This is a genomic window from Pontibacter sp. H249 (assembly GCF_037892465.1).
Classification (GTDB): Bacteria; Bacteroidota; Bacteroidia; order Cytophagales; family Hymenobacteraceae; genus Pontibacter.
Genome location: NZ_JBBKTR010000003.1, coordinates 129,726 through 155,491 on the forward strand (window position 1 = coordinate 129,726; position 25,766 = coordinate 155,491).

The window sequence follows — 25,766 nt, forward strand, 5'->3', positions numbered from 1 at the left end:
TGATCATAAATAAATTAAACTCCAAATGAAAAAAGGATTCACTTTTTGCTTTAAAAATTTCACCGTTTACCATGTAATTGTAAACAATTAAGTAAGATGTACAAATATATAAAGATGTTAATCTGTTGGTATTCATTTGTTTATGTGGAATTAAATGCTTGAAAAAATAGCAATTACGTTGACTTTATAAATAAGTTATATAAATTTTTCATGAATTTAGCTATTGGTTATTGCAGCTAAAAAAAATTGTATAGTTTTGCCTCAGATAAAAGTATAACAAGGTTTATAATTGTATTATTCTTCTTGATGTATTTGTCGTGATTTGTTTGAGAGATAAGGCTGAGGTTTGCTTTTAAATGAATACAACTATCTAGTGAGGTTAAGAGGAACACTTAAATTAAAAGAATTTTAGTATGGCAAAAATCTACATAAAATTTAAATAATACATTTTTCAACTTAAAGCCAAATTTTATGAAGACTAGAGCACAGTATTGGTTAGCACCGATCCTACTTGGTGCGTTAACGGTTTCTTGTGAGAAGAAAGAAATGGAGGAGATGGCACCGGCAGGCGCTATAGATATAGAGACAACCAGTAATGCTACAGCCGCCAACATTCTTTTCGAAGAGCTTTTTGAAGGATCTAATCCTCTATCATCTAATATAATGAGTAGAGACCTTGCTGGTAGCCACTCATTGCAGTTCACAAACTCATTAGCTTTTGCTGGAAGCAAGTCTGCTCGTTTTGAGCTCAGAGATTCTGACCCATCAGTTGCCAGCGGTACAAGAGCAGAAATTGCGTTTAATACAGCAACCGGCAAAGACAGATGGTATTCATATGCAGTATATTTCCCTTCAGCAGACTGGGCTAGAGATGAGCACGCTGAAATTATAACACAGTGGCACTCTTTTCCAGATGCAGGTGAAAATTGGACGAGCCCGGCTACAAAATTTTTAATACACCAGGATAAATTTAGATTTGACGTTGGTTACAATACAGCTAAAATAAGTAACGGTGTTCAGGCAGAGAAGAAATATGATTTAGGTACAGTTGCTAAGAACACTTGGCATCAGTTTGTATTCCACATAGTTCACTCTCATGGTAGCGATGGACTTGTGGAAGTATGGCACAACGGTAAGAAAGTAATTGAGCACAAAGGTGGAAACAGCTACAACGACGAGAGGTTGCCTTACATGAAGTTTGGTGTGTATAAGTGGGGTTGGAATGGCAGCAGCACAACCGATACCAAAAAGAGAGTACTTTATTTCGACAACGTTCGCATAGGTAAAGAAGGCTCAACGTATGCAAACATGGCACCTGGTGTTGCACCTGCTCCGGCACCTGCACCTGCTCCGGCACCGGCTCCTGCACCAGAGCCGGCTCCGGCACCTGCACCTGCACCTGCTCCGGCACCAGAGCCTGCTCCGGCACCTGCACCTGCACCTGCTCCGGCACCTGCACCTGCTCCGGCACCAGAGCCATCTTCAGAGCCCTCGTACTGGAATAAAAAAGTATCTAGCTGGTGGGGCAACTTCTTTTCACGTAGCTGGAGATAATTAGAATTGAAACAGATAACTTAGTGTATATTTCTGCTTTTATTAGCAAATAACATTAACGAATATTCTAAAAGCCCCCAAAACTTCGGTTTTGGGGGCTTTTCTTTTAAAGCATCTCTTTTTTATGATACATAAAAGTATTAGGTGAAAATGTACAATAAGAAACTATAACAGCCATAACAATGAGATAGAGGTCAGCTGATTTTTATTCAAATTGTATTTTATGTATATACTTTAAGTTTAATGTAACAAATATAGTTTTGTGAGTTTTAACTCATTATTTATTTGCAGCAATTGCTAAATGATGTTAATAAATAAAGTAAGTGTTAAAACTTATGTAGGTTCAGTCATTAACACATTTTGACTAGGAGCAATCTATTAATCATTTCATTTGATTAAAAAATTTATGTTATAACTGTTAATAACTTAAAGTAATAGCGATCGTAAAATAGTAACTAAATATGTTATATTATAAATGTTTTTATATTTTATGATATACGACATAAGTAATGGTTTAAAAATTTTAAAGTGTATGCTTATGGCAAATTTATTTATTATGAGGCTGTTAATTAATGCTACTGTAGCTTCAGTCTTATTACTAACGTCATGTGTTCATACACGCGAAGCAGTGTACTTCAACGGTGTGCAAAATGCTGAGTTTATTGGCAGTACAGAGAATTTAGAGCCTGTTATTCAAGCAAATGACCTACTAAGTATAACCGTTAGCAGTCTAAACCCAGATGCTTCACAGCTATTTAATGTGTCTAATGTCTCGGCCACGCAAATGTCTACCATATCCGGAACTATGGTTCAGGCTTCTGGCTATCTAATAGACCAAGATGGTTTTATTCAGTTTCCATTTCTAGGCAACATAAAAGCAGCTGGGTATACCAAAAAAGAACTGCAAAATCGAATAATTTCAGAGCTGGTAAAACAAAAGCTGCTTCTTGAACCAATTGTTAACATTCGCTATCTTAATTATAAGGTGTCGGTACTAGGTGAGGTAGCCAGACCATCAGTATTAACTATTCCCAATGAAAAAATAACACTACTAGAGGCATTAGGGCTTGCAGGCGACTTAACCATTTACGCTAAGCGAGATAATGTGCTTCTTATTAGGGAAGAAAACGGTAAAAAGCAACTAATGCGCCTTGATCTTACCTCAGACGAAATATTTACCTCTCCTGTATATTACCTACGACCAAACGACATTATTTATGTGGAGCCTAATAAGTCTAAAGTGGCAAGTACAAGCCGTTTGAACCAATGGCTCCCGTTAGTGTTTAGCGCCCTTTCTTTTGGAATTATAGCTGTAGATCGTTTAGCCAGATAAACCTTTATTAACATGATGATGAGCGATAAGAATGTTGTGAGAAAGGAGGAAGACTTAGTTACTGTGTTGATGTTTAAGTTCTTCCCGTTTTGGCCTCTGTTTCTGGCGCTGATAGTGCTGGCTTTGCTAGCGGCGTATGCGTATGTACGTTACACCGAGCCATCTTATGAGGTAAGCGCTACCTTAATTATTAAAGATGAAAACAAAGGGGTAGATGACGCCCAGATGACTGAAGCAATAAATGCCTTCACTTCTAAAAAGATCGTGGAGAATGAGATTGAAGTAATTCAATCAAAGTCTTTGATGAAGAAGGTGGTAAATGAGCTATATCTCTATGCGCCTGTATATGAGGAGAAAAACATAAAAGATGTCTCTGCTTACTTATCATCACCTGTGGTAGTTAAGCATCAGAATCCGGAGAGTTTGCTCAGAAGCCTGAAAAGACAATCAAAAATATACTTTATTTACAACAATAATAAAGTCACAGTTTGGGGCAAGGAGCATCCATTAAATAAGTGGATAAATACTCCTCATGGTAAGATCCAGTTTGTGCCAAACAAGCATTATCTCCAAGCCGCTGAGGGCCCTCTGTATCTTTCTTTAGTGCCTCCGCAACTAATGGCTGAGAGCTTACTTTCAGCGCTGGAAGTTAATTCGGCTAACAAACTCTCTACGGTTATAAGTTTAAGTATACAGGACCAGGTGCCGGAAAGAGGGGAGGACATCTTAAATCAACTGATATATGCTTACCATCAGGTAGCAGTTAATGAAAAGAACAGTTTAGCTGATAATACACTAAAGTTTATTGAGGATCGCATCAGCTTTGTAGAAGGCGAGCTCAACGAGCTAGAAGGCAAAGTGCAGCAGTATAAATCTTCAAAAGGAATTGTGGATCTGAGTGAGCAGGGCAGAGTGTTTTTGCAAAGCGTGAGCGAAAACGACAAAAGGATGGAAGACATTAGGATGCAGCTTGCGGTTCTGGATAAAGTGGAGAACTATGTACTTTCTAAAAACAACAGTGCAGGTATAGTGCCGGCAACATTAGGTGTTAATGACCCTGTGCTGACAGAGCTGTTGCAAAAGCTTTACGACTCAGAAATAGAGTATCAGCGACTCCGAAAAACTACCGCTCAAAATAACCCTATACTTCTTACATTGAACGAGAAAATTGAGCGTGTGCGTCCAAGTATACTTGAGAACATAATGAGCCAGCGGCAAAATCTGCAGGCTAGCCTCACGAACCTGGCTTCATCAAGAGGAAAGTATAGCTCCACGTTGCAAGCAATACCAAAGCAGGAACGAGAACTACTCGAGATTAGCCGCCAGCAGGCCATTAAAAACAGCGTTTACAGTTTTCTGCTTCAGAAAAGGGAAGAGGCTGCTTTATCTTACGCTCCTGCAAGTGGCGACAGTAAGGTAGTTGATATGGCAGAGGCTTCGTTGGTGCCTGTAAGCCCAAAGAAAAAATTGATTTACGCGATTGCAGTAGTTGTAGCGCTGGCATGTGGTGTAGGTCTGGTTCTGGGTAAAGAAATGCTGAACCAGAAGGTGCTCTTCCGAACTGATATTGAGAATTACACAAACATTCCGATTGTAGGTGAAATATCCAGCGTGAAGCACAAGATACCTTCTGCTTTCAAGGAGCCGGAAGAGGTGTTTTTGATAGAGCAGTTCAGACAGTTAAGAACAACCATGGGCTTGTATGGACGCGGGTTCAGTAAAAAGAAAATAATGGTAGCCTCGAGCATTCCCGGTGAAGGCAAGAGTTTTATAAGCAGTAATTTAGCTTACAGCTTGGCGTCGTCGGGCAAAAAGGTAGTGCTGCTCGATCTGGACCTTCGAAAGCCAAAAACCACTAGCAGTTTTAAGCTGGAAGATGAAGTTGGTATAACTGAGTATTTAGTTGGAGAGGCAAATGAGATTGACATTGTGAGAGAAACCCCTTTCAATAACTTAAGTGTAGTGCCTGCCGGGCGGAATGTTGGAGATCATACGGAGTTACTCTTGAATGGTCGGTTAGAGGATTTATTTAGTTATATGGAGACCGCATTTGATTATATAATTGTAGATTCCTCGCCTACAGATTTGGTTTCAGATGCTTTTTTGCTTGCCGAGTTCTGTGATATTACGTTGCTCGTAATAAGGCACGACTATACTCCAAAGAACGTTGTAAAACACTTAAGTAATAACGTAAAGCTTAATTCTTTAAAGAGTTTGGCTATAGTGTTCAACGGTGTTAAGGCAAGAGGTTTTGGCAAGGAAAATTATGGATTTGGATACGGATACGGAAATGAGCGAGTGTATAAGCAACATGCCTACAGGCAATGAAACATAAGGACGTTCCTGCATCCTATAAAAACGTAGAAGTAGCTTTTTAAAGTTTGATTTAGGTGTTTTTTGCTTCTCAAGCTGTCTTTCTATACCTGCTCCATGAAATATATAATTTAATAATAAGTACGAAAGCTACTGCTACGTGCACAGTTAACGTTTTGCCTTGGTTTAATTAAATAAGCTGATCGCAGAACTGAAAAGTTACATACTTTAACTTGCCCTTAAGATGGACAATAGGCTGCTAACTATACCTTATTCTTATATAAAAAGCTTTTTTAGCCAGGGTGAAGTTCGTAGTGTTAAGGCCAAGCATAATATTTTAGCCTCTTTTGTTATCCGTGCATGTAGTATAGGTATCAGTATCTTGCTTGTGCCGCTAACCATCGACTATGTTAATCCTACAAAGTATGGCATTTGGCTTACATTAAGCTCTATAATAGGATGGTTCAGTTTTTTTGACATAGGACTTACGCAAGGGTTGCGCAATAAATTTGCTGAAGCAAAAGCTAAAGGAGACGACGAGACCGCACAAGTATACGTAAGCACTACGTTCGCGATTTTGAGCGTCATATTCACAAGTGTTTGGCTACTTTTCTTAATCGCTAACAAGTTTGTGAATTGGCCAGAGCTCTTGAACATGCCGCAAAGTATGGGCTCAGAAATATCTACGTTGAGTGTAGTTATCTTTACTTATTTCTGCTTGCATTTTGTGTTGGGAATCATCAGTACTATAATTACTGCAGACCAGCAACCGGCAAAATCATCTTTTATAGAAGTTCTAGGGCAATTTTTATCTCTGCTAGTTATTTTTATTTTGGTCCGGTTATCGGAGGGATCTCTGGTGCACCTTGCCTTAGCTTTATGTGCTGCGCCGTTGGCTGTGTTGGTTGGGGCTAATCTTTACTTTTTTAGGGGTACTTATAAAAAATATCGCCCCGCCATCTCAAAAATCAAATGGTCTTACGGTAGAGGGCTTTTTAGCCTAGGGCTCGTGTTCTTTGTCATCCAGGTTGCAGGCATTGTTCAATACCAATCAGCCAATTTTATCATTGCTCGAAACTTCAGCTCATTGGATGTTACCTCCTATAATATTGTATACAGGTACTTTGGGATCCTTAACATGGTGTTCGCTATTTTCCTGAACCCGTTCTGGTCTGCCTCGACAGAGGCCTTTTTAAAAAATGATATAAAGTGGATAAAGACCGGCATACAAAAGTATAACCTGCTGAATGTGCTGTTGGTGTGCGTGGGAGTGGTTATGCTGCTTTACTCTGAAAAGATTTATACGCTGTGGCTAGGTAAAGGAACGGTAAATATCGCCTTTACTTTGTCGATATGGGGCTTCCTATACTTTAATGTGTCCATGTTTGGGGGCAAGTATGTCAGTTTCCTGAATGGGATTAATGCTCTGCGTATACAGTTCTTGGCCAGCCTAATCAGCCCTGTAATTTACATCGTTATAGTGATGCTCTTGATAAAGCACTTTCATATGGGAGTGCATGCAGTATTTGTCGCTTCTATACTGGCAAATATTAACGGATTTTTACTGGCGCCGCTACAATATCATCAGATTGTTAACCGAAACAAAAAAGGGATATGGATCAAGTGAACGCACCGGCTGTGGCTCAGAATCGGATTAACGCCCTGCTCTATACTTTAAAAGTAAAGGTGACTAATAGGTTTTGGGGGTATGTGAAAGATTATTTTTATGAACAAAGGATATATGATGCAGCGCTTGTGCAGAATTTGAACTATAAGGTTGCCTCTGCGCAAAAAAAAGCTGTGATCTGCTATGTAACATCAAGTTATTTTTTCGATCTGGAAAACAGCAGTATGGGCAGAACACAGCCATATGAGGTGCTCTCAATAGTTAAAGTACTATCTGACCTAGGCTACTGTATCGATATTATTGGATGTAACGACCTTAAGTCACTAGAACATTTAAAGTCGAAAAGGTACGATCTTATTTTTGGCTTCGGCGAAGCATTTTACCAACTTACCTGCTTGTACCCTTCTGCAATTTCTATTTTATACATGACCGAGCACCACCCGGATTTCTCTTTTAGGGAGGAGCGAAAGCGACTTGACTATTTTAAAGAAAGACATTACAAAGAACCACAGTCGCTTAGGAGCGGGATTTTTTACAAGGTACATCACCTGCAAAAAAAATATTCCCATGTAATTACAATGAGCGAAGTAGAACCCTTGCAGAACCAGTATAAAAAACCCTATACAATTTTTCCATCAGGTATTGTTAACCTGCAGTTTGATGGAAAAGGAAAGGATTATAACATAACCCGGAAAAATTTTCTATGGTTAGGCTCCACAAACGCCATTCATAAGGGGTTAGATCTGCTCCTCGATGTTTTTAGGGAGAAAGACGATATGGTGCTGCACATTGGAGGGCTCTCGCAGAAAGATAGGAAGCTTCTCGCCTTGCCTAAAAGAGAAAATTTAGTGGATCATGGATTCATCGACATCAAATCTAGTGCGTTTGCAGGCCTTGCCCGTACCTGCTCATACCTAGTTTTGCCCTCTTGTGCAGAAGGATTTGCAACTTCTGTTACTACAGGAATGCTGCATGGTCTTATACCAGTGGTGATGAAAAATACAGGCTTTAACCGCATTGCAAAGTATGCAGTTTTACTGGACGATTTTAAATTAGATTACCTAAGACCTAAGCTAATAGAGCTATCTGAGAAAGACGAGGAGTGGCTAAATGACATGAGTGAAAGCGTAACTGCGTTTGCTCAGACAAATTTCAGCATCTGCGCTTTTGAGCAAAATTTTAAAGATATACTCACCGATATAGTGGTAAAGCATGATTAGAGTAATTCATTTGCAGACGCACTTGCCCTCCTCTGGTAACGCTGCCTACAGGCTGCATGAGGCCTTGTGCCAGGCTGGTGTACACTCTTCTATGTTGTCTATGACGTCTGATATTGCAAATAGCGAGCAGATTACATACTTAAGCAGAAAATCTCAGGTTACTGCATTTTTCAACAACAAACTACAGGTGCACCTCCTCCGAAATATGCTGGACAACTATGGCATGTTCTCTTTCCCTTTGCTCGGTAATAATGTTTCGGTGTTTCCCCAGGTAAAGGAGGCAGATATCATTTACCTGCACTGGGTGGTTGGTGGCTTTCTGAATCTAGCTAACATCAAACAACTAGCATCACTCGGAAAGCCTGTAATTGTATTTATGCACGATATGTGGGCAATTACCGGCGGGTGCCACCACAGCTTTATGTGTGAGAACTTTATGACCGGGTGCAATGACTGCCAAATGTTTCCTAAAGGTGGCTTGTTTGAGTTGTCCGCTATAGGATTTAATAAAAAGCGCAAGCTGTACAACAACTATGGTAACCTACATTTTATTGCCCCAAGCACCTGGTTATACAACCTTGCCAGGAAATCTCTGCTTACCAAGGATAAGCCAATCTATCATATTCCTAATGTTATAAATGTCTCCAAATTCAGGCAATATGATAAAAGTACAGCCAGAGCAGTTCTTAACTTAATCCCAGAAGAAACGATCATAGCATTTGGCGCAGCCTCACCGCGCAGCCCTTACAAAGGGTGGGAATACTTGAGGGAAGCACTAAACATACTGGCCAATGATCCTGACCTAAGTCGACGCGTGTCTGTTGTGATCTTTGGTAGCGAGCATGATGCACAACTGGCAGAGGCTATTCCGTTTGATACCAAGTTTGTCGGTCGTTTGCGCGATGATTATTCTACAGCGCTTTTGTACAATGCAGCAGATGTGTTTGTAGCGCCCTCACTAGCTGATAACTTACCTACAACAGTAATGGAGAGCTTGAGTTGCGGCACCCCTGTAGTAGGCTTTGCAGTGGGTGGCATACCAGACATGATTAGTCACAAGCAAAACGGATATTTGGCAGCTTATAAAGATGCGGAAGATCTAGCCATAGGTATCAGGTTCTGTCTGGAGCAGCAGGTAAAGGGTAGTTTGCTGCCCTGCTTTGATACAGCCACAATTGTCTCGCAACACCTGGCTCTTTACGACGAAATTCTTTCTTTAAGAACATAAGCCATTTATACTTATGAATACAGTTGCCTTGCTAAACCAAGTAGAAAATGATTACAGCCACGTTAGAACATTAAATGTGTTTTGGGCGGGGTTCATTATTTATACACTTGGCTTTACAGTCTCTATATCTGGCGAAGCAAATTATAAGTTATGTAACGCTGCTCAGATAATAGGGATTGTATTGTTGGTACCGGCTGCCATCAGGATAATAGACTTTAATTTTGAAAGCAAGTATTTGAAGGTGATATATGTTCTATACTGCACATGGCTAATGGTTGTAGTGATGCGAGGGTTTAGTTTTGAGTATGGGTTTGTAAAAAAGACTTTGCTTAACCCTTATAATGGAGTGTTTCTGTATTTGGCCCCGCTCATACTTGGCTTCCCCAAGCATCCGCACTTCATCAGATCCATTTTTCATGTGGTGCTCATATTTGGACTGTTTTACATCATGCACCTAGGATATTTCTTCAACGAGCTGTCTGATGCGGATAGTAGAAGCGGCAAGACAATGCTGGAGTACTTTGTGAAGACCTTAGCTATACCATCCGGATTTTTGCTCTTAACCTACAGCTATCAAACAAACAGCAGAAAAATGGTGGCTTTAGTTGTAATTTTCTTAGCGGTTATCATGGCTACTATTAGAGCACGTAGGGGGCTTATTTTTATGTCGGGGAGTATTTTGGTTTTCTACTTCCTCACGTTTGTATATGTTAACAGAAAGCGGGTGTCTTACTTGTTTCTTGCTTTGGGGCTTGTTGTGCTTGGTGTTGCATACGGATATCATAAGTATGAAAGCGGCAGTATTGAAGCACTCAACTATGCCCGGGAAAGAATGAACGAACAAACTAGGAGCGAGGTAGAGCTATATTTCTACGCCGATATGGAAACTCAGGACTGGATTGTAGGCAGGGGAATTTCTGGCTTAGTAGCCGCGCCAGTAAACATTATGGAAGACCATGTAGATGACATGCCCGGCTATCGCGACGGTATTGAAATTGATTATCTCAACATCATTCTTAAAGGAGGAATTATCAGCTTAGGGTTACTGCTGTTAATTGCGGTTCCGGCGATAGTTTTAGGTCTTTTTTTTTCAAAAAACGTGTTGTCAAAAGCCGCTGGGCTTTGGATTTTACTATGGTTGGTTTCCCTTTATCCCACAACTGTTACAACATTTACATTAAACTACCTGTTGGTTTGGGTCGCGATTGGGATTTGCTATTCCAAGGAAATCAGAAGTATACCAGAAAACGAGCTTGTGGCAATTTTAAAATCATAGGATGAGTCCTCACTAATTTACAAAACAAACTATGCATATAGTGTATGTAGGATATTCGGGCTTCCCGATAGGGTTGGCGCAGGTAGAGCGGCAAAAGCTTATTTCAAAAGGATTGATAATGAAGGGCTGCCATGTAACTGTGCTGAACCGGTATGGCATACATAATCGGGAAAAATCTGCAGGAGTACTCTGGCAAGGTAATTTTGAGGGCATTGACTTCATGTACGCTTCTGGGCATCCTTATAGAGAAAGTGCTTTTTTAAGACGAAACCTCTTAAAAGTTAAGGGTTTTGTAAATGAAATACGCTTTATAATAGGCAAGAGCAGAAAGCAGGAGTTAGACGCAGTACTCATTAGTACTAATGAGTTTTATAATGTTTTGGTTTACAGTATTATTGCTGCTGTGTGTGGTGTGACCTCTGTGTTGGATAACGTAGAATTCTGGACTGCGCACAGAAAGAAGAAGAGCCTGCTAAAAAGAATTGACAACTATTTGTATGATTATTTTGCCTTCAGATGTGTAGATAGGGTATTGTGTATTAGTAATTTTCTGATGGATTTAGTAAAAAGTAAGGCAGCCAGCAAGCCTGTGCTTAAAGTGCCTGCGATTGTAGATTTTACAAAATTTGCATATCAGGCAGAAAAAGAAGCCTACTTTCTATTTTGTGGAAGCGCGGCCTATACAGAAACCATCCATTTTGTTATCAATGCTTACACCCTCCTTAGACAAACACGTTTTAAGTTATACTTGGTTACAAGCGGTTCTGATACAGAAGAGGCCAGTGTGCGGGATGCAATTAACAATAATCAGTATAAAGATAGTATACATTTTTTTTCAAGGTTGCCTTATCAGCGGCTAATTCAGCTTTATACTTCTAGCAGCGCCCTGCTTATTCCATTGAGAAACAATGGGCAGGACAAAGCCCGTTTCCCACATAAAATAGGAGAGTATTGTGCCGCTAAGGGAGCAATCATATCTACCAAGTATGGCGAAATTAACTACTACTTCTCTGATCAGGTAAATGCCTTGTTGTCAGATGCATTTGATGAAAAGCAGTTTTCTGATAAAATGCGAATAGTAGTTGAAAACCCAAAGCTAGCTCAGATGCTTGGTTTGAAGTCGTATAAGACTGGCCAGATGTATTTCGATCATGAGGTGCTTGGTGAAAAAATATTCAATTTTATAAAAGCCCATGATTCAGCTATGGAATTTAGGTCTTTTGAGGATAGTAATGTATTATCTAAACAATAAATTGGCAACCTACTACAGTTGATTTCGTTAAATTTATATAATAATTTTTATTATTTTTTTAAAATATTTAAGTATGGGATATAAAGTTATTTACTTACTGTATGCTTTAATTTAAGGTAAGTTGTAGTAAAAAAGGTGAGAAGTTGCTTTTATTATGGTAGCAGATGGATAAGATATTGTTGACATGTAGGGTCGCTGCTGTTTCTTACATCTAATTTATAAAATTACTATGTTGGCTTACCAGGAGAAAATTGTTTTTATTATACATAGAGTAGGGTTGGGGGGAGCCGAGCTTTTTCTTAAGACAATCGTGAATAACTTTGCTGGTAGAGGGATAAAACCTGTGCTGGTGCTGCTCAGCGAAGATAATCCCATACTTAACGAGTTTAGTCCTGAAATAAAGGTCATAGTAGCTCCGCGCAGGTACCGATACGATTTATCTGTCTCCCGGAAAATAAGAGATATAGTTATAAAAGAGGAGGCTAGAAAGGTTTTTTGCATAGGAGCTTTTACATTTTTTCTTGCCAAGTTACGGCTTATGCTCCATGCAAATGTTACCTTTTACCTTTCACTTCATACTACTGTACCTTTTTCTGTTAAAAACCACTTGCTAGACACGCTTTACTTAAAGTTTCTAGGTAAAAACGATGTTGTGATTTTTATCTGCAAAAACCAAAAGGAGTACTACAAGAAGAAGTATCTGTTTAATATGAAGCGGTCTCATGTGATCTATAACGGAATTGATACTGTATACTTCTGTCCTGACGATCTTGCGTGTGCTGATAAACGTAATATTATTAGATGTTTATACAACATTCCGCCTGAGGACAAGGTGATTTTAAATGTTGCGAACATACGACCCGAAAAAGGGCAGGTTTATGCCATCGAAGCCTTAAGTATACTGCACAATCAGTTTAGTTTAAAAGCCCATTTGATGATTGTTGGCGATGCTATGCAGGAGGATCATGAAAAACTTGTTGCCTATATAGAGCAGTTCAACCTAATAGGCTATGTACACTTTGCAGGCATGCAAAAAGATGTAAGACCTTATTTAGCCGCCGCAGATGCCTTCACGCTTACTTCTTATAGCGAAACATTTTCGTTAGCTGCGCTTGAGGCCATGAGTTTTGGATTGCCTTGTGTGTTGACCAATACTGGAGGCGCCGCAGAAATGATTGTGGAGCCTAAAAACGGGTTGCTAAGCAAAGCCAGAGATGCTTATTCTATTGCAAACTGTTGGGAAAAAATACTTGTTAGCAAACTTGACACTTCATACATTATGCAGTTTGCACACCAAAATTTCTCATCAGAGCAAATGGTTGATAACTACTTTCAGGTTTTAAGCGGCTAACCCGCCTACGTGTTTAAGAAATACACTAAAACTAGTATAAAGTTCTGCATAGGCATTCAAAGTTTACATTAATACTGTAGGAATGAATATGGATCTAATAATTAGAAACATTTTAGGGTGGTGTTTAGCATCGTTGCTTATCTGGCTTGGATACGTAAAGAGAGCTAAATTGCGTGCTCTGGCCGGAGAGTTTATACTGTCTATTTACTTCCACAACCCTACTGTCAAAGAGTTTGAGTCTTGCATCCGGTGGCTCATTAAAAGTAAGTTCAGGTTTCTGAGCTTAGGTGATGTAGAGGAGCTAATAAAAACAAACAAAATGGTGCCGGCAGGTTGTGCGCTAATTACAATAGACGATGGCTGGGCGTTAAACAGACAGGTCGTTGTTGAAATAGCACACAAGTATAGAATACCAGTAGGCATATTTATTTCCACAGGGCCGGTAGAAGAAGGCACTTTCTGGTGGTCTTATGTAGATGAAGCAAATCGACTTGGCTTGGCATCATTCAGGAAAAATGATCTGAAGAAGCTGAAGAACGAAGAGCGCTTAGAAACAATTAAGAAATTAAAAAAGGAAATACAATTGCCGCGTGAGGCACTAACTGTAGAGCAAGTTAAGGAGATTGCAAAATCACCTTTCATTACAATTGGCTCTCATACTCTTACACATCCCATACTTGTTACATGTAATTATCAGCAGGTACATGATGAATTGTACTTGTCTAAAGAAAAGCTGCAGAAATGGCTTAGCAAAGAGGTAAAGTATTTTGCCTACCCAAACGGCACCTACGCAGAGCGCGAGATAAACATGATTCAGAAAGCAAATTATAGCCTGGCGTTTACAACAGTACCTGATTACCTAAGAACGTCCACATTAAAACGCAGATTTGAGTTGCCCAGATTTGAGGTATGTCCTAACAGGACCTTTGCAGAGACTATTTGCAGGATTACAGGAGTATGGCAGCCATGTTTAGTACGCTTATCGGCTGCTTTTCGCTTACGAAAAAGGGCATCATTTTGGGAAGATAAAAAGTAGCCCTAGGGGCTTGTGTGTGTATACTACAATAAGCCACAAGTATAGTTAAAGGCATGGTTGGTAGAAGTATAAATTGAGTTGTATGTTGCCAAACGAAATTTCTTCAAAAGTCCTCAACGTAGGTCCTGATTACATCCAAAACAAGGGTGGTATACCTGCGGTAATCAAAATGTATAGTCAGCTGTACGATCCTTTTATCTTTATTCCAACGTATTTTGCCAGAAAGGGCTTGGCGGTGCACCTGCTGAGTTTAAAACAGATTCTCTCCATTACACTTTTTCTCCACCGCAACAGCCAAATCCAGATTGTGCACATTCATGGGGCAGCTAAAGGAAGCTTTTACAGGAAGTACATCATTTTCTTGCTTAGCAAATACATCTTTCGCAAAAAAGTTATCTACCATGTGCATAGCGGAGCCTTTCCTACATTTTACAAGAACTCGCATCACGTAGTCAAAATCTGCATCAGGCACTTTGTAGAGCATTCAGAGGCCGTCATTTGCCTATCTGAATTGTGGAGGAGCTTTTTTGCCGAAACTTTTAAGCCAAAAGAGTTGCTGGTGCTGCGCAATATGGTGGAGAAAGTAACCGATGAAACCCAATACAAGCTACAAACAACTTATAAAAATGGCAAGGTCATCTTTCTATTTTTGGGCATGGTAAGAGAATCTAAGGGAGTATATGATTTAGTGAAAGCAGCGAGCCAGATTCCTGTAAAACACAGATATACTTATGAAATATGGATTGCCGGAGAGGGAGAGGTAGATAAGCTTAATGTTTTAATTGAAGAACTGGCTTTAACAGATACTGTAAAATACATAGGCTGGCTTGACGGGGAGAAGAAAACGGAGGCCATGAGAAAGGCAAGTATTCTTGTGCTTCCTTCTTACTACGAGGGATCACCTGTATGTATACTTGAGGCGCTGGCCTATGGCATGCCTGTAGTTTCTACAGATGTGGGAGGGATACCAGAACTTGTTCAAAACAACTACAATGGTTTTTTAAGTAAACCCGGCGAAATAGAGGCATTAAGGGATAATATCTTTTACTTTTTAAACAACCGAGATCAAATAAATGTATTTGGAATTAATTCACTAAAAATTAGTACTGTTTACTATAAAGATTCAGTTTTATCTAGTATCAATGACGTATATTATAATCTACTGAAAATAAGCTTATGAGGGTATTAGCTATTGCATCTGCTGGTGGGCATTGGGTACAGTTACTAAGGCTAATACCTGCTTTCGATAAACATGAAGTAATCTTCATATCTACTAATAGTAAATTCTCTGAAACAGTAAAAGGGTATAAATTTTACGATGTTCCTGATGCGTCAAGATGGGATAAATTAAAGCTTTTGTATCTACTGTTCTGTATAGCTCGGATAATGATAAGGTTAAGGCCTCAAGTGGTTTTAACAACCGGTGCCGCACCAGGACTTGCGGGTTTATTCGTTGGTAAAATGTGCGGGGCTAAAGCAATTTGGATAGACAGCATTGCCAACATTAATAAAATATCTTTAAGTGGAAGGATCGCACTTTTATTTGCTGATAAAGTTTATACCCAATGGCCTAACCTTGCTTCTTCTAAAGTAATTTATCGAGGGAATGTGATATCATGATTTTCGTAACTATCGGCGCACAGGAACCTTTCGAGCGGCTAGTTCAGGCCATAGACCAAATTGCGCCAACGCTGGGTGGTATTCCAATAGTGGCTCAAATATCCAAGTCCTCTTTTCAGCCCAAACACATGCAAGTTCACGAGTTTCTAAGCCCTTCCATGTATACCAAGTACTTCAACAAAGCCACCCTAATAGTTAGTCACGCTGGTATGGGTACTATTATCTCTGCCCTAGTGCAGCAAAAACCGATTCTGGTTTTCCCGAGGCTTGCAAAGTATGGTGAAACTCGGAATGATCATCAGGTGTCGACGGCGAAGGTGTTTGAAAAATTAGAGTATATTACAGCCGCATACTCTGAAGAAGAATTAGAATTGAAGCTGAAGTTGCTGCTCCAAGCAAGTATGCATAACGGGAGCAAAATTGGAAAGTATGCCTCACCAGATTTGATAAAATCACTTAAAGGTGAACTTTGAAATTATGGATTCATACCTGTAACATGACTTCCGGGCTTCACATCAATATAATCAGCATCTTGGCTACCAATTCTAATTTCATCGAAATACACTATCCGTTGCGGCACCGGCGACTCCCAAATCCATTTGTATAATCCTAATTTTAGGAAAACACCCGATTTGTCATTATAGGCATTTGGTCCGGCATAAGTATAAACCAGAGTGTCGTTTTTCCAGATATTTATCAGGCCATCTTCCTGCCAAGAGAAACGAATTTGAAATACCCAGTCAGTCCAAGTGTTATTAGAATAAAGCCCTAAGTCAATATCCTTGAATCCGTCAATTGTTTCGTTTGTGTTAACAGGTGCTTTTGCCCAATTGATGGCGAGTATCCAGCGTCCGTTTTTGGTTATAAGCGCCACAGGCGGAGATCTCCAGTCTTCTCCCAAATCTTTATCCGGAAAAACATGCCATTGTGCAACAATTTCCGGCTCAGGTTCTGTAACGTACGTTTTTGGGAGATATATGCTCATGCCATACCAGCGCTCTATTTTTAGTTCATCCTCCTGCGGCAAAAATAGTTCAGCTCGGTTACCCCCAGATTTAAGCGGATCCTTTTTGTTTATCTCGAATCGAACGGCATACTTCCCTTGGCGGGCAACATCATTAGAAAGTGCAATTGACTTATAAGAAGTTTTATCCTGGCCCATCCACTTATCAATAGGCTTAGCCTCTTCGAATGTACTCTCAAAAAAAACACCTTGTCGCGATAGGTTTAGGGCCTTATTGGGTGCCTCCGAATCACACATGAGAAACGGGCACAAAATTATACATGTAATCACATTTTTAAGCATGTACTCAACTGTTAAAGTGTATAACTTTTGCCAGACTTACTAAAGTTAGGGTGGCTGCAAGTCTAAGCAGCATCAGGTGGGCAATTAGATTTAAGTAATTTTATATTATAAATTTATTGTACGATTCTGATTTGTAGGTGTTTAATAAGCAGCAATTAAAGTATGAACTACATCAGAAAAAAATTATTAAGTAGAAAGTATGAATTTAAAATAACAAAAAGAGGCAGCTAAAGTAGCTGCCTCTTCTCATAATGATGATAAAGTATAAACTTAACCTCTTGGTCTTCTCTCCGGGGCTTTCAAAGTAATATCCTGCGTCTTTTTAACACCGTTACTTTCCACCTCTATGGTATACTTGCCCGGCTGTAAGTAAATTACCTTGTTATCGGCAGGAGCTACTTTTAAAGGTTCGTCGCCTTCTTTCTTACCGGCCTTCAGAGCAGTTTCGTAGGCTTTAGCATTTGCCTCGTCTACAGACAAGTTATAGCTTACATAGTTCAGGCCTTTCTCGCTTTGGTCTTTCAGCTCCTTCAGTACCTGCCCTTTATCAGTTTTAATACGGATAGTAGTTGTGCCTGCTGCCGAAGTATAGAAAGGTACTACCAACTCTGGTTCCATTACTTCGCCCCAGGCGCCCCATTTACTGCCCCAGCGATCGCTGTAGTTTACCGGCTTAAAGGCAAAGATGTGGAGGTTTTCCTGCATCAAGGCTGGTGTTAACTGCTGCAGGTGGTCTACTGGCGCTATGTACATAGAGCGACCATGTGTAGCAACAACTAAATCGTTCTCGCGCGGGTGTACTACTAGGTCGTGTACAGGGGCTGCCGGCATGCCGTTGCTCATGGCCATAAAAGTTTTACCTCTGTCCAGGGAAAAGTATAAACCATGGTCAGTACCAACGTACAACAGATTCGGGTTCTTCGGGTCTTCTTTTACCACGTTGACGGCCTCGGCTGGCAGGTTGCCGCCAATGCGATCCCACTTTTTGCCGTTGTCTTCGCTTACATATAAGTACGGCGTAAAGTCGTCGTAGCGATAGCCGTTCAGGGAAGTATAAACTCTGTCCTGCTTATGCGCTGAAGCCACTACAGTAGACACCCAAAGGTTTTGTGGCAGCTTGGCTGAGATGCGCGTCCAGGTATAACCACCATCTTTTGAGTGCTGAATCACACCGTCATCAGAGCCGGTATAAAGCAAACCAAAACGCAGCGGAGATTCATCTATACTTGTAAGCGTGCCATAACCCACATCGCCTTTGCGGCCTCCGTTGGTCAGGTCACCAGACAGCGTTTCCATATCCTCGCCTTTCTTCATAGAACGGTGGAATTTGTTGGAGCCAAAGTATAAAATGTCCTGGTTGTGGCGGCTCAGGTGGATAGGAGATTCCCAGTTAAAACGAAGCGGTGTTTCGCCTAGCTTGTGCGTTGGTTTGATAAACGTTCGCTCACCGGTTGCTTTGTTCAGGCGGTTGTAGTTACCATATTGCGAGCCGTAGTACACGAAGTTATTGTCGCGCCAGTCTACCTGCACCATCATGCCGTCGCCGCCGCCAATGCGCTCGTACGGGTACTTGCCACGGCTTGTCCAATCCAGGCTATACTTATAGTTGCTTGGGCCAACCCAAGTGCCGTTGTCTTGCAAACCACCGTACACGTTGTAAGGCTTTGCCATATCCACAGCTACAGAGTAGAACTGAGCAACGGCTGGGTTATTGGCGTAGAACCAGGTTTTGCCATCGTCATACGTTATGTTAATACCGCCATCATTGCCATTAATCAGGTAGCCCGGTTTGTCAGGACTCACCCACAGCGCCTGGTGGTCAGAGTGTACGTTTTCGCCTTCTATATTGCGAAATGTTTTACCACCGTCGTCCGAAGTAAGAAGCGGCACACCAAGTATGTAAATTTTGTCAGGGTTATGCGGAGCTACGCGAATTACACCAAAGTAATAGCCGTAGCTGGAGTACATATCGTCGATGAAGTTGTCGTGGGTTTTCTTCCAGGTTTTGCCGCCATCATCGGTGCGGTATACTTCTGCGCCTTTTACTTCAGAAGCATAGCGCTCTGCTGTTGGGTCAGTTAGGTAATCATAAAGGGCAGCTGGTTTTAGTTCGCCGCTTTGTACTTTGGCTTTTATACTTTTAGCAGTGATCTCTCTCGGAAAACGGTTCTGGTCCAGGAACGCATTCAGGCTTTTATCGTCCAGCTTCAGGAACTCCTCTGCTGTCATGCCTTTAAACAAGTCGTTGTCCAGCATTTCTGGCTTGTCTTCCTTCTTCTGTACAGGGCGGCGATCGTAGTTGTCTACAAGCGCATAGATGATGTTCGGGTTGCCCGGGAACAGGCTAAGGCCAATACGCCCTACGTTTTCGTTATCCGGAAAACCGCTGCTGGCCGTGCTGATGTCGGACCAGGTATTGCCACCATCTGTAGATTTATGGATGCCGGAGGTTTTGCCGCCTTCCACGAAATTCCAGGCGCGGCGCTCACGGTGCCACAAAGCAGCATACACGTTGTTCGGGTTTTTAGGGTCTACCTGCAGGTCTATGGCGCCGGTGTTGTCGTCTACGTACAGCGTCTTTTTCCAAGTTTTGCCGCCGTCGGTAGTTTTATAGATGCCACGCTCTTTGTTTGGAGAGTATAAATGGCCAACAGCTGCTACCCAAACGGTGTTAGGATCGGTTGGGTGCACGAGTATCTTACCAATATGGTGCGTGTCATCGAGGCCCATGTGCTGCCAGGTCTTGCCACCGTCAGTGCTTTTGTACACACCCACGCCTGAATAAGAAGAACGGCTGGAGTTGCTTTCGCCGGTGCCTATCCAGATGGTTTCGTTGTTGTTCCAGTCTATGGCAATATCACCAATCGTCATCACAGCCTGCTCATCGAAAAGCGGCTCAAACGACTGGCCATTATTGTTGGTTTTCCATAGTCCGCCAGAGGCATAGGCCGCATAGAATACAGTTGGGTCTTTGGGTGATATCTCCAGGTCAGAAATTCGGCCGCTCATAACAGTGGGGCCAATATTGCGGAGCTTCAGGTTGCCGGCAAGCGAGGTTTGCTGCAGTTGCTGCCTGGTCTGGTGGGCCTGCAATCTTTCTTTGGCCGGTGTAGCATTAGGTTGCTTCGAAGACGATTTCTGCGCCTGAACAGCACAGCCCGAAAGGGCGATCAGCATTGCAACCGAAAGTAAACGTTTTTGCATGGTAAGGTTTAGATCAGTTTGTGTGTCTAAATCTAAGGATTTGTGACGGATTTTAGAAGGGGAGGAAGAATATCGTACACGAGAATAGCAGCTTGAAGTATAAATTGGATTGTGTTTGGCTTGATTACTGCTTCCTTAAGTTCAATAGCCGATTGGCTACAGCAACATCATTTTAAATAAAAACCTATGAAGCAAACATTTTATATCTTACTTCTACTTACACCGCTTTTCTTATTTGGATGCAAAGACGATACACCTGCGCCAGCCATAGATACAAACAATGCCTATACTTACCTTGCACTCGGAGATTCTTATACTATTGGTGAAAGCGTTGCTGAAGCCGATAGGTGGGGAGTTTTGTTAGCTGGCCTACTGCGTGAAAATGGGTTAGATGTAGGCAATCCTTATACTATTGCCCGTACCGGCTGGACGACATCTGAGTTGAGCAGCGCCATTAAAAAAGAAGGGCTAACGCAAGAGTTTGATCTGGTGTCGTTGATGATTGGTGTGAACAACCAATATAGGAAGCAAAGCATAAACACTTACCGCTCCGAATTCAGAGAGCTTTTGCAAAAATCTATAAGTCTGACCAAAGGAGATCCTGCCAATGTGATTGTGCTATCTATACCTAACTGGGGCACAACGCCGTATGGCAGTAATTTTAATAGAGAGCAGATAGCAGAAGAAATTGCTGCTTTTAATGCGGTTGCGGCAGATGAAGCGCAAAAAGCAGGTGTGACCTTTATAAATATCACGCCTTTATCTGAAAAAGCAGCAGAAGATAGAAGCCTGGTTGCAAATGATGGCCTACACTACTCCGGAAAGATGCACCTGGAGTGGGCAAAGCTAGCTTTACAAGAGGCACAAAAAGCACTGAAATAGAAAAATCAGCGGAGGTTTGTTAACGGGTGCTCCCAAGCCTCCGCTGATTTAATTTTCAATCTAGTCCTCCTCACTCAACTCAAAAATATCCTCAACAGGCTTTCCGAATAGTCGTGCAATTTTGAGAGCGAGTACTGTAGAAGGTACATATTTATTAGCTTCCATGGCATTTATGGTTTGCCGGCTTACTCCGATCTTCTTGGCTAGGTCTTCCTGGGTAAGGCTATGAATGGCACGTTCTACTTTTATAGTGTTCTTCATGCTATAGCTCTTGCTGATTTGTAAAGTATAAAGTTAAAGCGCACCAAGAAGATAAACAGCAGTGTAAACATGTTAAAGATCATGATCTGGTAGAACCCAAGCCCATAAATAAACAAGATGGAGAACAGCAGGAATCCATAGTTAATATAAGTAGCCCAAAGCAACGACTCCAGCCTGATCTGCGCAATATACTCGTCTTCGTCTTTCTCTTTAGAAAATGCAGCCAGCAAACCACCTGCTATGGCAGTTATGCCTACAATCTCATCAAAAACATTATTCTCCACTAGTGTCATCACTTTAGAAGATTCAAAAAGACCTCCATCATAAATGGCAAATACAGTAGCGTCCCATTCAAAAGGAGTAAAGTCGAAAAGTGTAGTTAGCAGGCCAAGTATAACGGCCGGCACGAAAAGGATCCACCCGATCATCTTGAAACGGTGCGGAAAAAGGAAACGGTTGCTCATAGTCTTTTGTAGATTAAATTTCAATGCTAATGTAAGGAGTTTTTTACATTTGTCAAGTATTCTAGATAAAAAGTAAAGTAATTTTTACATTAGTGGTATAGATTTAGCTGTAGAACACGTGCTGGCACGAGTAAAGGAAAATAAAAGTTCAGTCACAGCAGCTACAGAATTCTGCTGTGACTGAGGCCAATGATAGGAGAAGCCTTGTAAGGTGATCAGAAACGGCCCCTAAGGGTTAGTATAAAGTTACGTCCTGGCGCACTAATACCCGATGCAAATACACGGTAGTACCTGTCGGTGATGTTCTCCAGCGCAGCCTGTAGCTGCAAGTCTGGGGTAAGTTGGTAAGCTGCCCGAACGTTCAAAGTATACCAACTTGGCATGCCTTGCGGCGTGGCATACTTTATATTATCCTCGCCATTTGGGTTGTAATCCTCCAGCTTTTTGGCACCGTTATATAACGCAAAGAACTCGGCACGAAGTCGCTTCGCCTGCAGATTTATACTTGTGCGGCCAAACAGCGGCGGCACGTGGTCCAGCGGAATGTCTCCCTCGCTTTGTTCAATTCTGCCATACGTGTAGTTTAAAGAAGAACTTAGGCTGAGTGCGTTGGTGATGTCTGCTTTTAAGCTAGCGCTGTAGCCATAGAGATAGGCTTTACCGGCATTCACATTGGCTGTTACCTGGCTCAGCTGTCCATTATAAAGTATAGAATCTTGCCCGTTAAAAAGCACCGGCTGTGTGGTGATAGCGTCGCGGTACCAGGTGTAGTAGCCTACCAGTTCCAAGTGCAGGCGCTGCTGTATACTTTTAGAGACGCTGGCCTCGAGGTTGTAAGTATGCTCTGGTTTTAAATTAGGGTTAGGTACAATCACATTACCGGGTGTGGAATCAAACACTTTGCTTAAGTCGTCTACGTTAGGTGCCCGGAAGCCTGTAGAGCCTAGTGCCGTAAAGCGCCAGCCATTGCCTGGCAGTATAACCACGCCGGCATTGCCCGATAGCGCATAATTTCGCTGCTGCAACTCATCCGCTAAAAAAGGAAAGAAGGTCTTGTCTTCAAACTCAGCGTCTAGTCCAACATAACTATAGCGCAGGCCCTGGTTCACGATCAGCCATGGCTTTATATCCCAGGTGTGAGTTAAATAGGCGGCGGCGCTGTGCATACTGGAACCTGCATCGGGGTAGCGGGTCGGTTGAAGCTGTACGTTGCCTGTTACAATGTTTTCTTCGGTAGCTACAGAGTTTACATCGTTGTGTGTAGCTTCTATGCCGTACTGCAGGCGGTGCAGGTTTATACTTTTGCTGAGGTCTGCATTTAAGCTGTAAACCTGTACCTGCTCTGTTTGGTGCGACAGATTAGATTTGTTGAAGCGGCGGTTATGGCGACTCTCTTCCAGCCTTTGATAGGCTGTTATCAATTTAGCCTCATCATAAAAAGAGGTTTTTCTGGAAAGCCCCAAAGTATAAGCTGCCAGCAAGCGCTCCTGCGGGCCATAGTACCATTCCGCATACTTTAATTTATCGCCGGAAAACTCCGTAAGCCTATCGTAGCGGGGTACATCGGTGCTGGTGCTTAATTGCATGTTTAAAGTATGGCTGATGTTTTCGGATGGTTTAAAAAGCACCTTCTGTAGCACATCAAATTGGGTATAGCCTGTTGGCCGCTGGATGTTTGGATTTGGATTTGCCAGCATAGTATCCCGACCAGCTATACGATCAGCATAAAAGTTGCGTATGCCCAAGTCTCCGTAACTACTTTTGCGATTTTTGCCCTGCCTTAAATTTCCAAAATCAGAAACTGTTATACTTGTCAGGCTGCCCCACTTTTGGCGTCCGTAGTTTAGCTGGGCATGTACTGTTTTCTCGTTAGGGGCTGTGGCATATCGGGTAAAGGCGCTGCCGCTTATTAACTTTTCTTTGCCAATGGCTAGCTGAGGCTGCAACGTATGGAAATGCAGTACACCGCCCAAAGCATCAGAGCCATACACTACAGAGCTTGGGCCAAAAACTACCTCGGCACGATCCAGCATACTATTGTCTAATGTAATGATATTTTGCAGGTGGCCACCACGATAGATGGCGTTGTTCATCCGTACCCCGTCTACCACCAGCAGTACCTTATTGGCTTCAAAACCTCGAATAATAGGACTGCCGCCTCCCATTTGGCTTTTTTGTACCAGTACTTTTCCGGTTTGCTGCACCACATCGGCGGTAGTTGGTTGGCTTAGGAATTCAAGTTCTCTGCGGCTCAGCACTTCTACCTGCTGCGGCACCAGTTGCTGTTGCTGTGTAAATCTGCCTGCCGACACCACCACCTCGTTCAGGTTATGGCTCTGCTGCGTTAGGGCCACATGGTAGTTTAGGGTCTGTAGTTGCTTTGGCGTGAGTGTCTGTGGTTGGTATCCAACGTATAAAAATTGTAGATGCTCAGCCTGCTGTAGGCCGATATCCAAAGTAGCCATACCAGTGGCATCTGTCGTGGTAGTAGCATTATTACCGTTCTTGGCAGAAATTACCACACCGACCAAGGGCTGCAGGGTAGTTTTATCAACCACTTTTATACTTTGCGCTAAGCCAATCTGGCATGTGATCAGGAGCAGGAAAAGCAGCCCCAGTAACTTCTTCATCTAACTTAATCTTTTTTTAATTTGCGAATTCGCTTCGGGTATAACCAAAGCGTGGCCCCGGTAATGGTTAGTATAAGTAATCCCAATCCGAGCAGGTTCATACTTACCAGCTTAAACAGATCGCTTATAATAGAGCCGTCGTGGATCTGCTCAATCCAGTCAGAGTGGCGTTGTGCAACAGATAGTACTTTGCCGGTGCTGCCATCTACCTGCACTTCCCAATAGCCTTCGCTGAAGAGCACTTTAACCATGCCTTTGTCTAGGCGTGCTTCAATTCTATCAATGGGGTTGTTTTTTATACTTTGAGCCGAGTCTAGTCCGGCATACGCGGCAGTTGCCAGATCAGCCATGGAAACCCATTGGGTAAGGTCTGAAGTCTGGCCCTTTATGAGTGGCGGCTGTAGTAGGTCTACGTCTTTCTTCCAGCCCAAAAGGATACCGGTTATACTACTGATCAGCACAAACAATCCAATAACCAAGCCCACATAGCGGTGGTACACGCGGTACTCGCGCAGGGTGCCGCTAAGTTTGGTTATTTTTTGCTTGATGTATGGCTGCATGTTCTGCTCTTTTGCCTTTTTCTGAATCACAAGTTCTTATAATAGGGTGATATATCCAACTTATAGACTTGGGTATACCCTTAAAGTTTAACCAGCTGTTGTAAATGCAAAGCTGTGCAACCATTTACGCCGCTCAAGACTCTTAGTAAAAAGAGACCTTGTAAACACTATTCAGTATAAATTATGTTAAACTACATTTACCCTTTTCTTTTGCTGTTGCTGATGTGGCAATGCCAGAACGACAGTACTAAGCCCCAAACTGAGGATGTAAAATTTGGTGAAACGTTTTCTCTTGTAAGGGGAGAGCAGGTGGAAATAACCGGAGAAGGTGAAACCCTGACATTGAAACTACAGAACGTTATTGACTCCCGCTGCCCTTCCGATGCCAATTGTGTGTGGTTAGGCAATGCCACCGCCACCTTTACTGCATCCAATGCTCAGGAATCAGACAAGGAACTGCAAATGTGTATTGGCGATTGCCGCCCAGCGCCAGTTCGCTCTAAACATACACTTACTGTAACTGTTGGCGGAACAGGGTACAATATTATACTTAAAGAAGTGCTACCTTATCCAAGTTCAGAAGAAAGAGGCGATAAAAAAGAGGTGAGGATGGTGGTAGAGGTACTATAACTATACATGTTTTACTTGA

General features: G+C 41.9%; 22 protein-coding genes. 15 read left to right on the forward strand and 7 right to left on the reverse strand.

Annotated elements, in window-relative coordinates; all coding sequences use genetic code 11:
* The first annotated feature begins 471 nt into the window (after nt 1-471).
* The 10 genes from WG943_RS05405 (at nt 472) to WG943_RS05450 (ending at nt 14,190) form a co-directional block, all read left to right on the forward strand.
* On the forward strand, nt 472-1,554 hold the full coding sequence (locus tag WG943_RS05405) for a polysaccharide lyase (protein WP_340407295.1): 1,083 nt from the start codon (nt 472-474) through the stop codon (nt 1,552-1,554).
* 538 nt (nt 1,555-2,092) lie between these two features.
* Nucleotides 2,093-2,887 carry a polysaccharide biosynthesis/export family protein gene (locus WG943_RS05410; protein ID WP_340407297.1) on the forward strand — a complete coding sequence of 265 codons (795 nt, stop codon included), beginning with the start codon at nt 2,093-2,095 and terminating at the stop codon, nt 2,885-2,887.
* A gap of 12 nt (nt 2,888-2,899) precedes the next feature.
* A complete protein-coding gene (locus WG943_RS05415; RefSeq protein WP_340407298.1) occupies nt 2,900-5,215 on the forward strand; it encodes a GumC family protein in 2,316 nt (771 codons plus the stop codon).
* Nucleotides 5,216-5,444: 229 nt separating this feature from the next.
* Nucleotides 5,445-6,827, forward strand: coding sequence for a lipopolysaccharide biosynthesis protein (locus WG943_RS05420; protein WP_340407299.1), 1,383 nt, complete (start codon nt 5,445-5,447; stop codon nt 6,825-6,827).
* A complete protein-coding gene (locus tag WG943_RS05425) occupies nt 6,815-8,047 on the forward strand; it encodes a glycosyltransferase (protein WP_340407300.1) in 1,233 nt (410 codons plus the stop codon). Before WG943_RS05420 ends, WG943_RS05425 begins: the two co-directional genes overlap by 13 nt.
* Nucleotides 8,040-9,275 (forward strand): glycosyltransferase, encoded by a 1,236-nt coding sequence (locus tag WG943_RS05430; protein ID WP_340407302.1) that lies wholly within the window; start codon nt 8,040-8,042, stop codon nt 9,273-9,275. Before WG943_RS05425 ends, WG943_RS05430 begins: the two co-directional genes overlap by 8 nt.
* 13 nt (nt 9,276-9,288) lie before the next feature.
* The gene (locus WG943_RS05435; protein WP_340407304.1) at nt 9,289-10,551 is read left to right on the forward strand and encodes a hypothetical protein; all 1,263 of its coding nucleotides are present in this window, start codon (nt 9,289-9,291) and stop codon (nt 10,549-10,551) included.
* Between the two features lie 73 nt (nt 10,552-10,624).
* Complete coding sequence (locus tag WG943_RS05440; protein ID WP_340407305.1) at nt 10,625-11,803, forward strand: glycosyltransferase; 1,179 nt, start codon at nt 10,625-10,627, stop codon at nt 11,801-11,803.
* Between the two features lie 229 nt (nt 11,804-12,032).
* Entirely contained in the window at nt 12,033-13,154 is a 1,122-nt protein-coding gene (locus tag WG943_RS05445) for a glycosyltransferase (RefSeq protein ID WP_340407306.1), read from the forward strand.
* 88 nt (nt 13,155-13,242) lie between these two features.
* A complete protein-coding gene (locus WG943_RS05450; RefSeq protein ID WP_340407307.1) occupies nt 13,243-14,190 on the forward strand; it encodes a polysaccharide deacetylase family protein in 948 nt (315 codons plus the stop codon).
* A gap of 250 nt (nt 14,191-14,440) precedes the next feature.
* On the opposite strand, the gene WG943_RS05455 is transcribed toward WG943_RS05450, so the two are convergent.
* Complete coding sequence (locus WG943_RS05455; protein WP_340407308.1) at nt 14,441-14,674, reverse strand: hypothetical protein; 234 nt, start codon at nt 14,672-14,674, stop codon at nt 14,441-14,443.
* Between the two features lie 87 nt (nt 14,675-14,761).
* Here WG943_RS05455 and WG943_RS05460 point away from each other — a divergent pair, with 87 nt between their 5' ends.
* From WG943_RS05460 to WG943_RS05470, 3 genes are read left to right on the forward strand one after another with little or no spacing between them, the layout of a single operon-like run.
* Entirely contained in the window at nt 14,762-15,370 is a 609-nt protein-coding gene (locus WG943_RS05460) for a glycosyltransferase (protein ID WP_340407310.1), read from the forward strand.
* Nucleotides 15,367-15,810, forward strand: a complete 444-nt coding sequence (locus tag WG943_RS05465) for an oligosaccharide biosynthesis protein Alg14 (protein WP_340407311.1) — start codon at nt 15,367-15,369, stop codon at nt 15,808-15,810. The genes WG943_RS05460 and WG943_RS05465 overlap by 4 nt, the downstream gene beginning before the upstream one ends.
* Nucleotides 15,807-16,283 carry a glycosyltransferase gene (locus tag WG943_RS05470; RefSeq protein ID WP_340407312.1) on the forward strand — a complete coding sequence of 159 codons (477 nt, stop codon included), beginning with the start codon at nt 15,807-15,809 and terminating at the stop codon, nt 16,281-16,283. Before WG943_RS05465 ends, WG943_RS05470 begins: the two co-directional genes overlap by 4 nt.
* 2 nt (nt 16,284-16,285) lie before the next feature.
* Here the strand turns inward: WG943_RS05470 and WG943_RS05475 are convergent, their stop codons facing one another.
* The gene (locus tag WG943_RS05475; RefSeq protein ID WP_340407313.1) at nt 16,286-17,071 is read right to left on the reverse strand and encodes a polysaccharide lyase; all 786 of its coding nucleotides are present in this window, start codon (nt 17,069-17,071) and stop codon (nt 16,286-16,288) included.
* 315 nt (nt 17,072-17,386) lie between these two features.
* Nucleotides 17,387-20,320, reverse strand: a complete 2,934-nt coding sequence (locus WG943_RS05480; RefSeq protein WP_340407315.1) for a WD40/YVTN/BNR-like repeat-containing protein — start codon at nt 20,318-20,320, stop codon at nt 17,387-17,389.
* A 186-nt stretch (nt 20,321-20,506) separates the two neighbouring features.
* Between WG943_RS05480 and WG943_RS05485 the strand changes: the two genes are divergently transcribed.
* Entirely contained in the window at nt 20,507-21,202 is a 696-nt protein-coding gene (locus tag WG943_RS05485) for an SGNH/GDSL hydrolase family protein (protein ID WP_340407317.1), read from the forward strand.
* Nucleotides 21,203-21,262: 60 nt separating this feature from the next.
* Here WG943_RS05485 and WG943_RS05490 read toward each other — a convergent pair whose 3' ends face one another.
* From WG943_RS05490 to WG943_RS05505, 4 genes are all read right to left on the reverse strand, one after another.
* Nucleotides 21,263-21,463 (reverse strand): helix-turn-helix transcriptional regulator, encoded by a 201-nt coding sequence (locus WG943_RS05490; RefSeq protein WP_340407319.1) that lies wholly within the window; start codon nt 21,461-21,463, stop codon nt 21,263-21,265.
* Nucleotides 21,460-21,927, reverse strand: coding sequence for a hypothetical protein (locus WG943_RS05495; RefSeq protein ID WP_340407320.1), 468 nt, complete (start codon nt 21,925-21,927; stop codon nt 21,460-21,462). Before WG943_RS05495 ends, WG943_RS05490 begins: the two co-directional genes overlap by 4 nt.
* A 215-nt stretch (nt 21,928-22,142) precedes the next feature.
* Nucleotides 22,143-24,557 (reverse strand): TonB-dependent receptor, encoded by a 2,415-nt coding sequence (locus tag WG943_RS05500; protein ID WP_340407322.1) that lies wholly within the window; start codon nt 24,555-24,557, stop codon nt 22,143-22,145.
* Nucleotides 24,558-24,562: 5 nt separating this feature from the next.
* Complete coding sequence (locus WG943_RS05505) at nt 24,563-25,147, reverse strand: PepSY-associated TM helix domain-containing protein (RefSeq protein WP_340407324.1); 585 nt, start codon at nt 25,145-25,147, stop codon at nt 24,563-24,565.
* Nucleotides 25,148-25,300: 153 nt separating this feature from the next.
* Here WG943_RS05505 and WG943_RS05510 point away from each other — a divergent pair, with 153 nt between their 5' ends.
* Nucleotides 25,301-25,747 (forward strand): hypothetical protein, encoded by a 447-nt coding sequence (locus WG943_RS05510; RefSeq protein ID WP_340407326.1) that lies wholly within the window; start codon nt 25,301-25,303, stop codon nt 25,745-25,747.
* Nucleotides 25,748-25,766 lie beyond the last annotated feature (19 nt).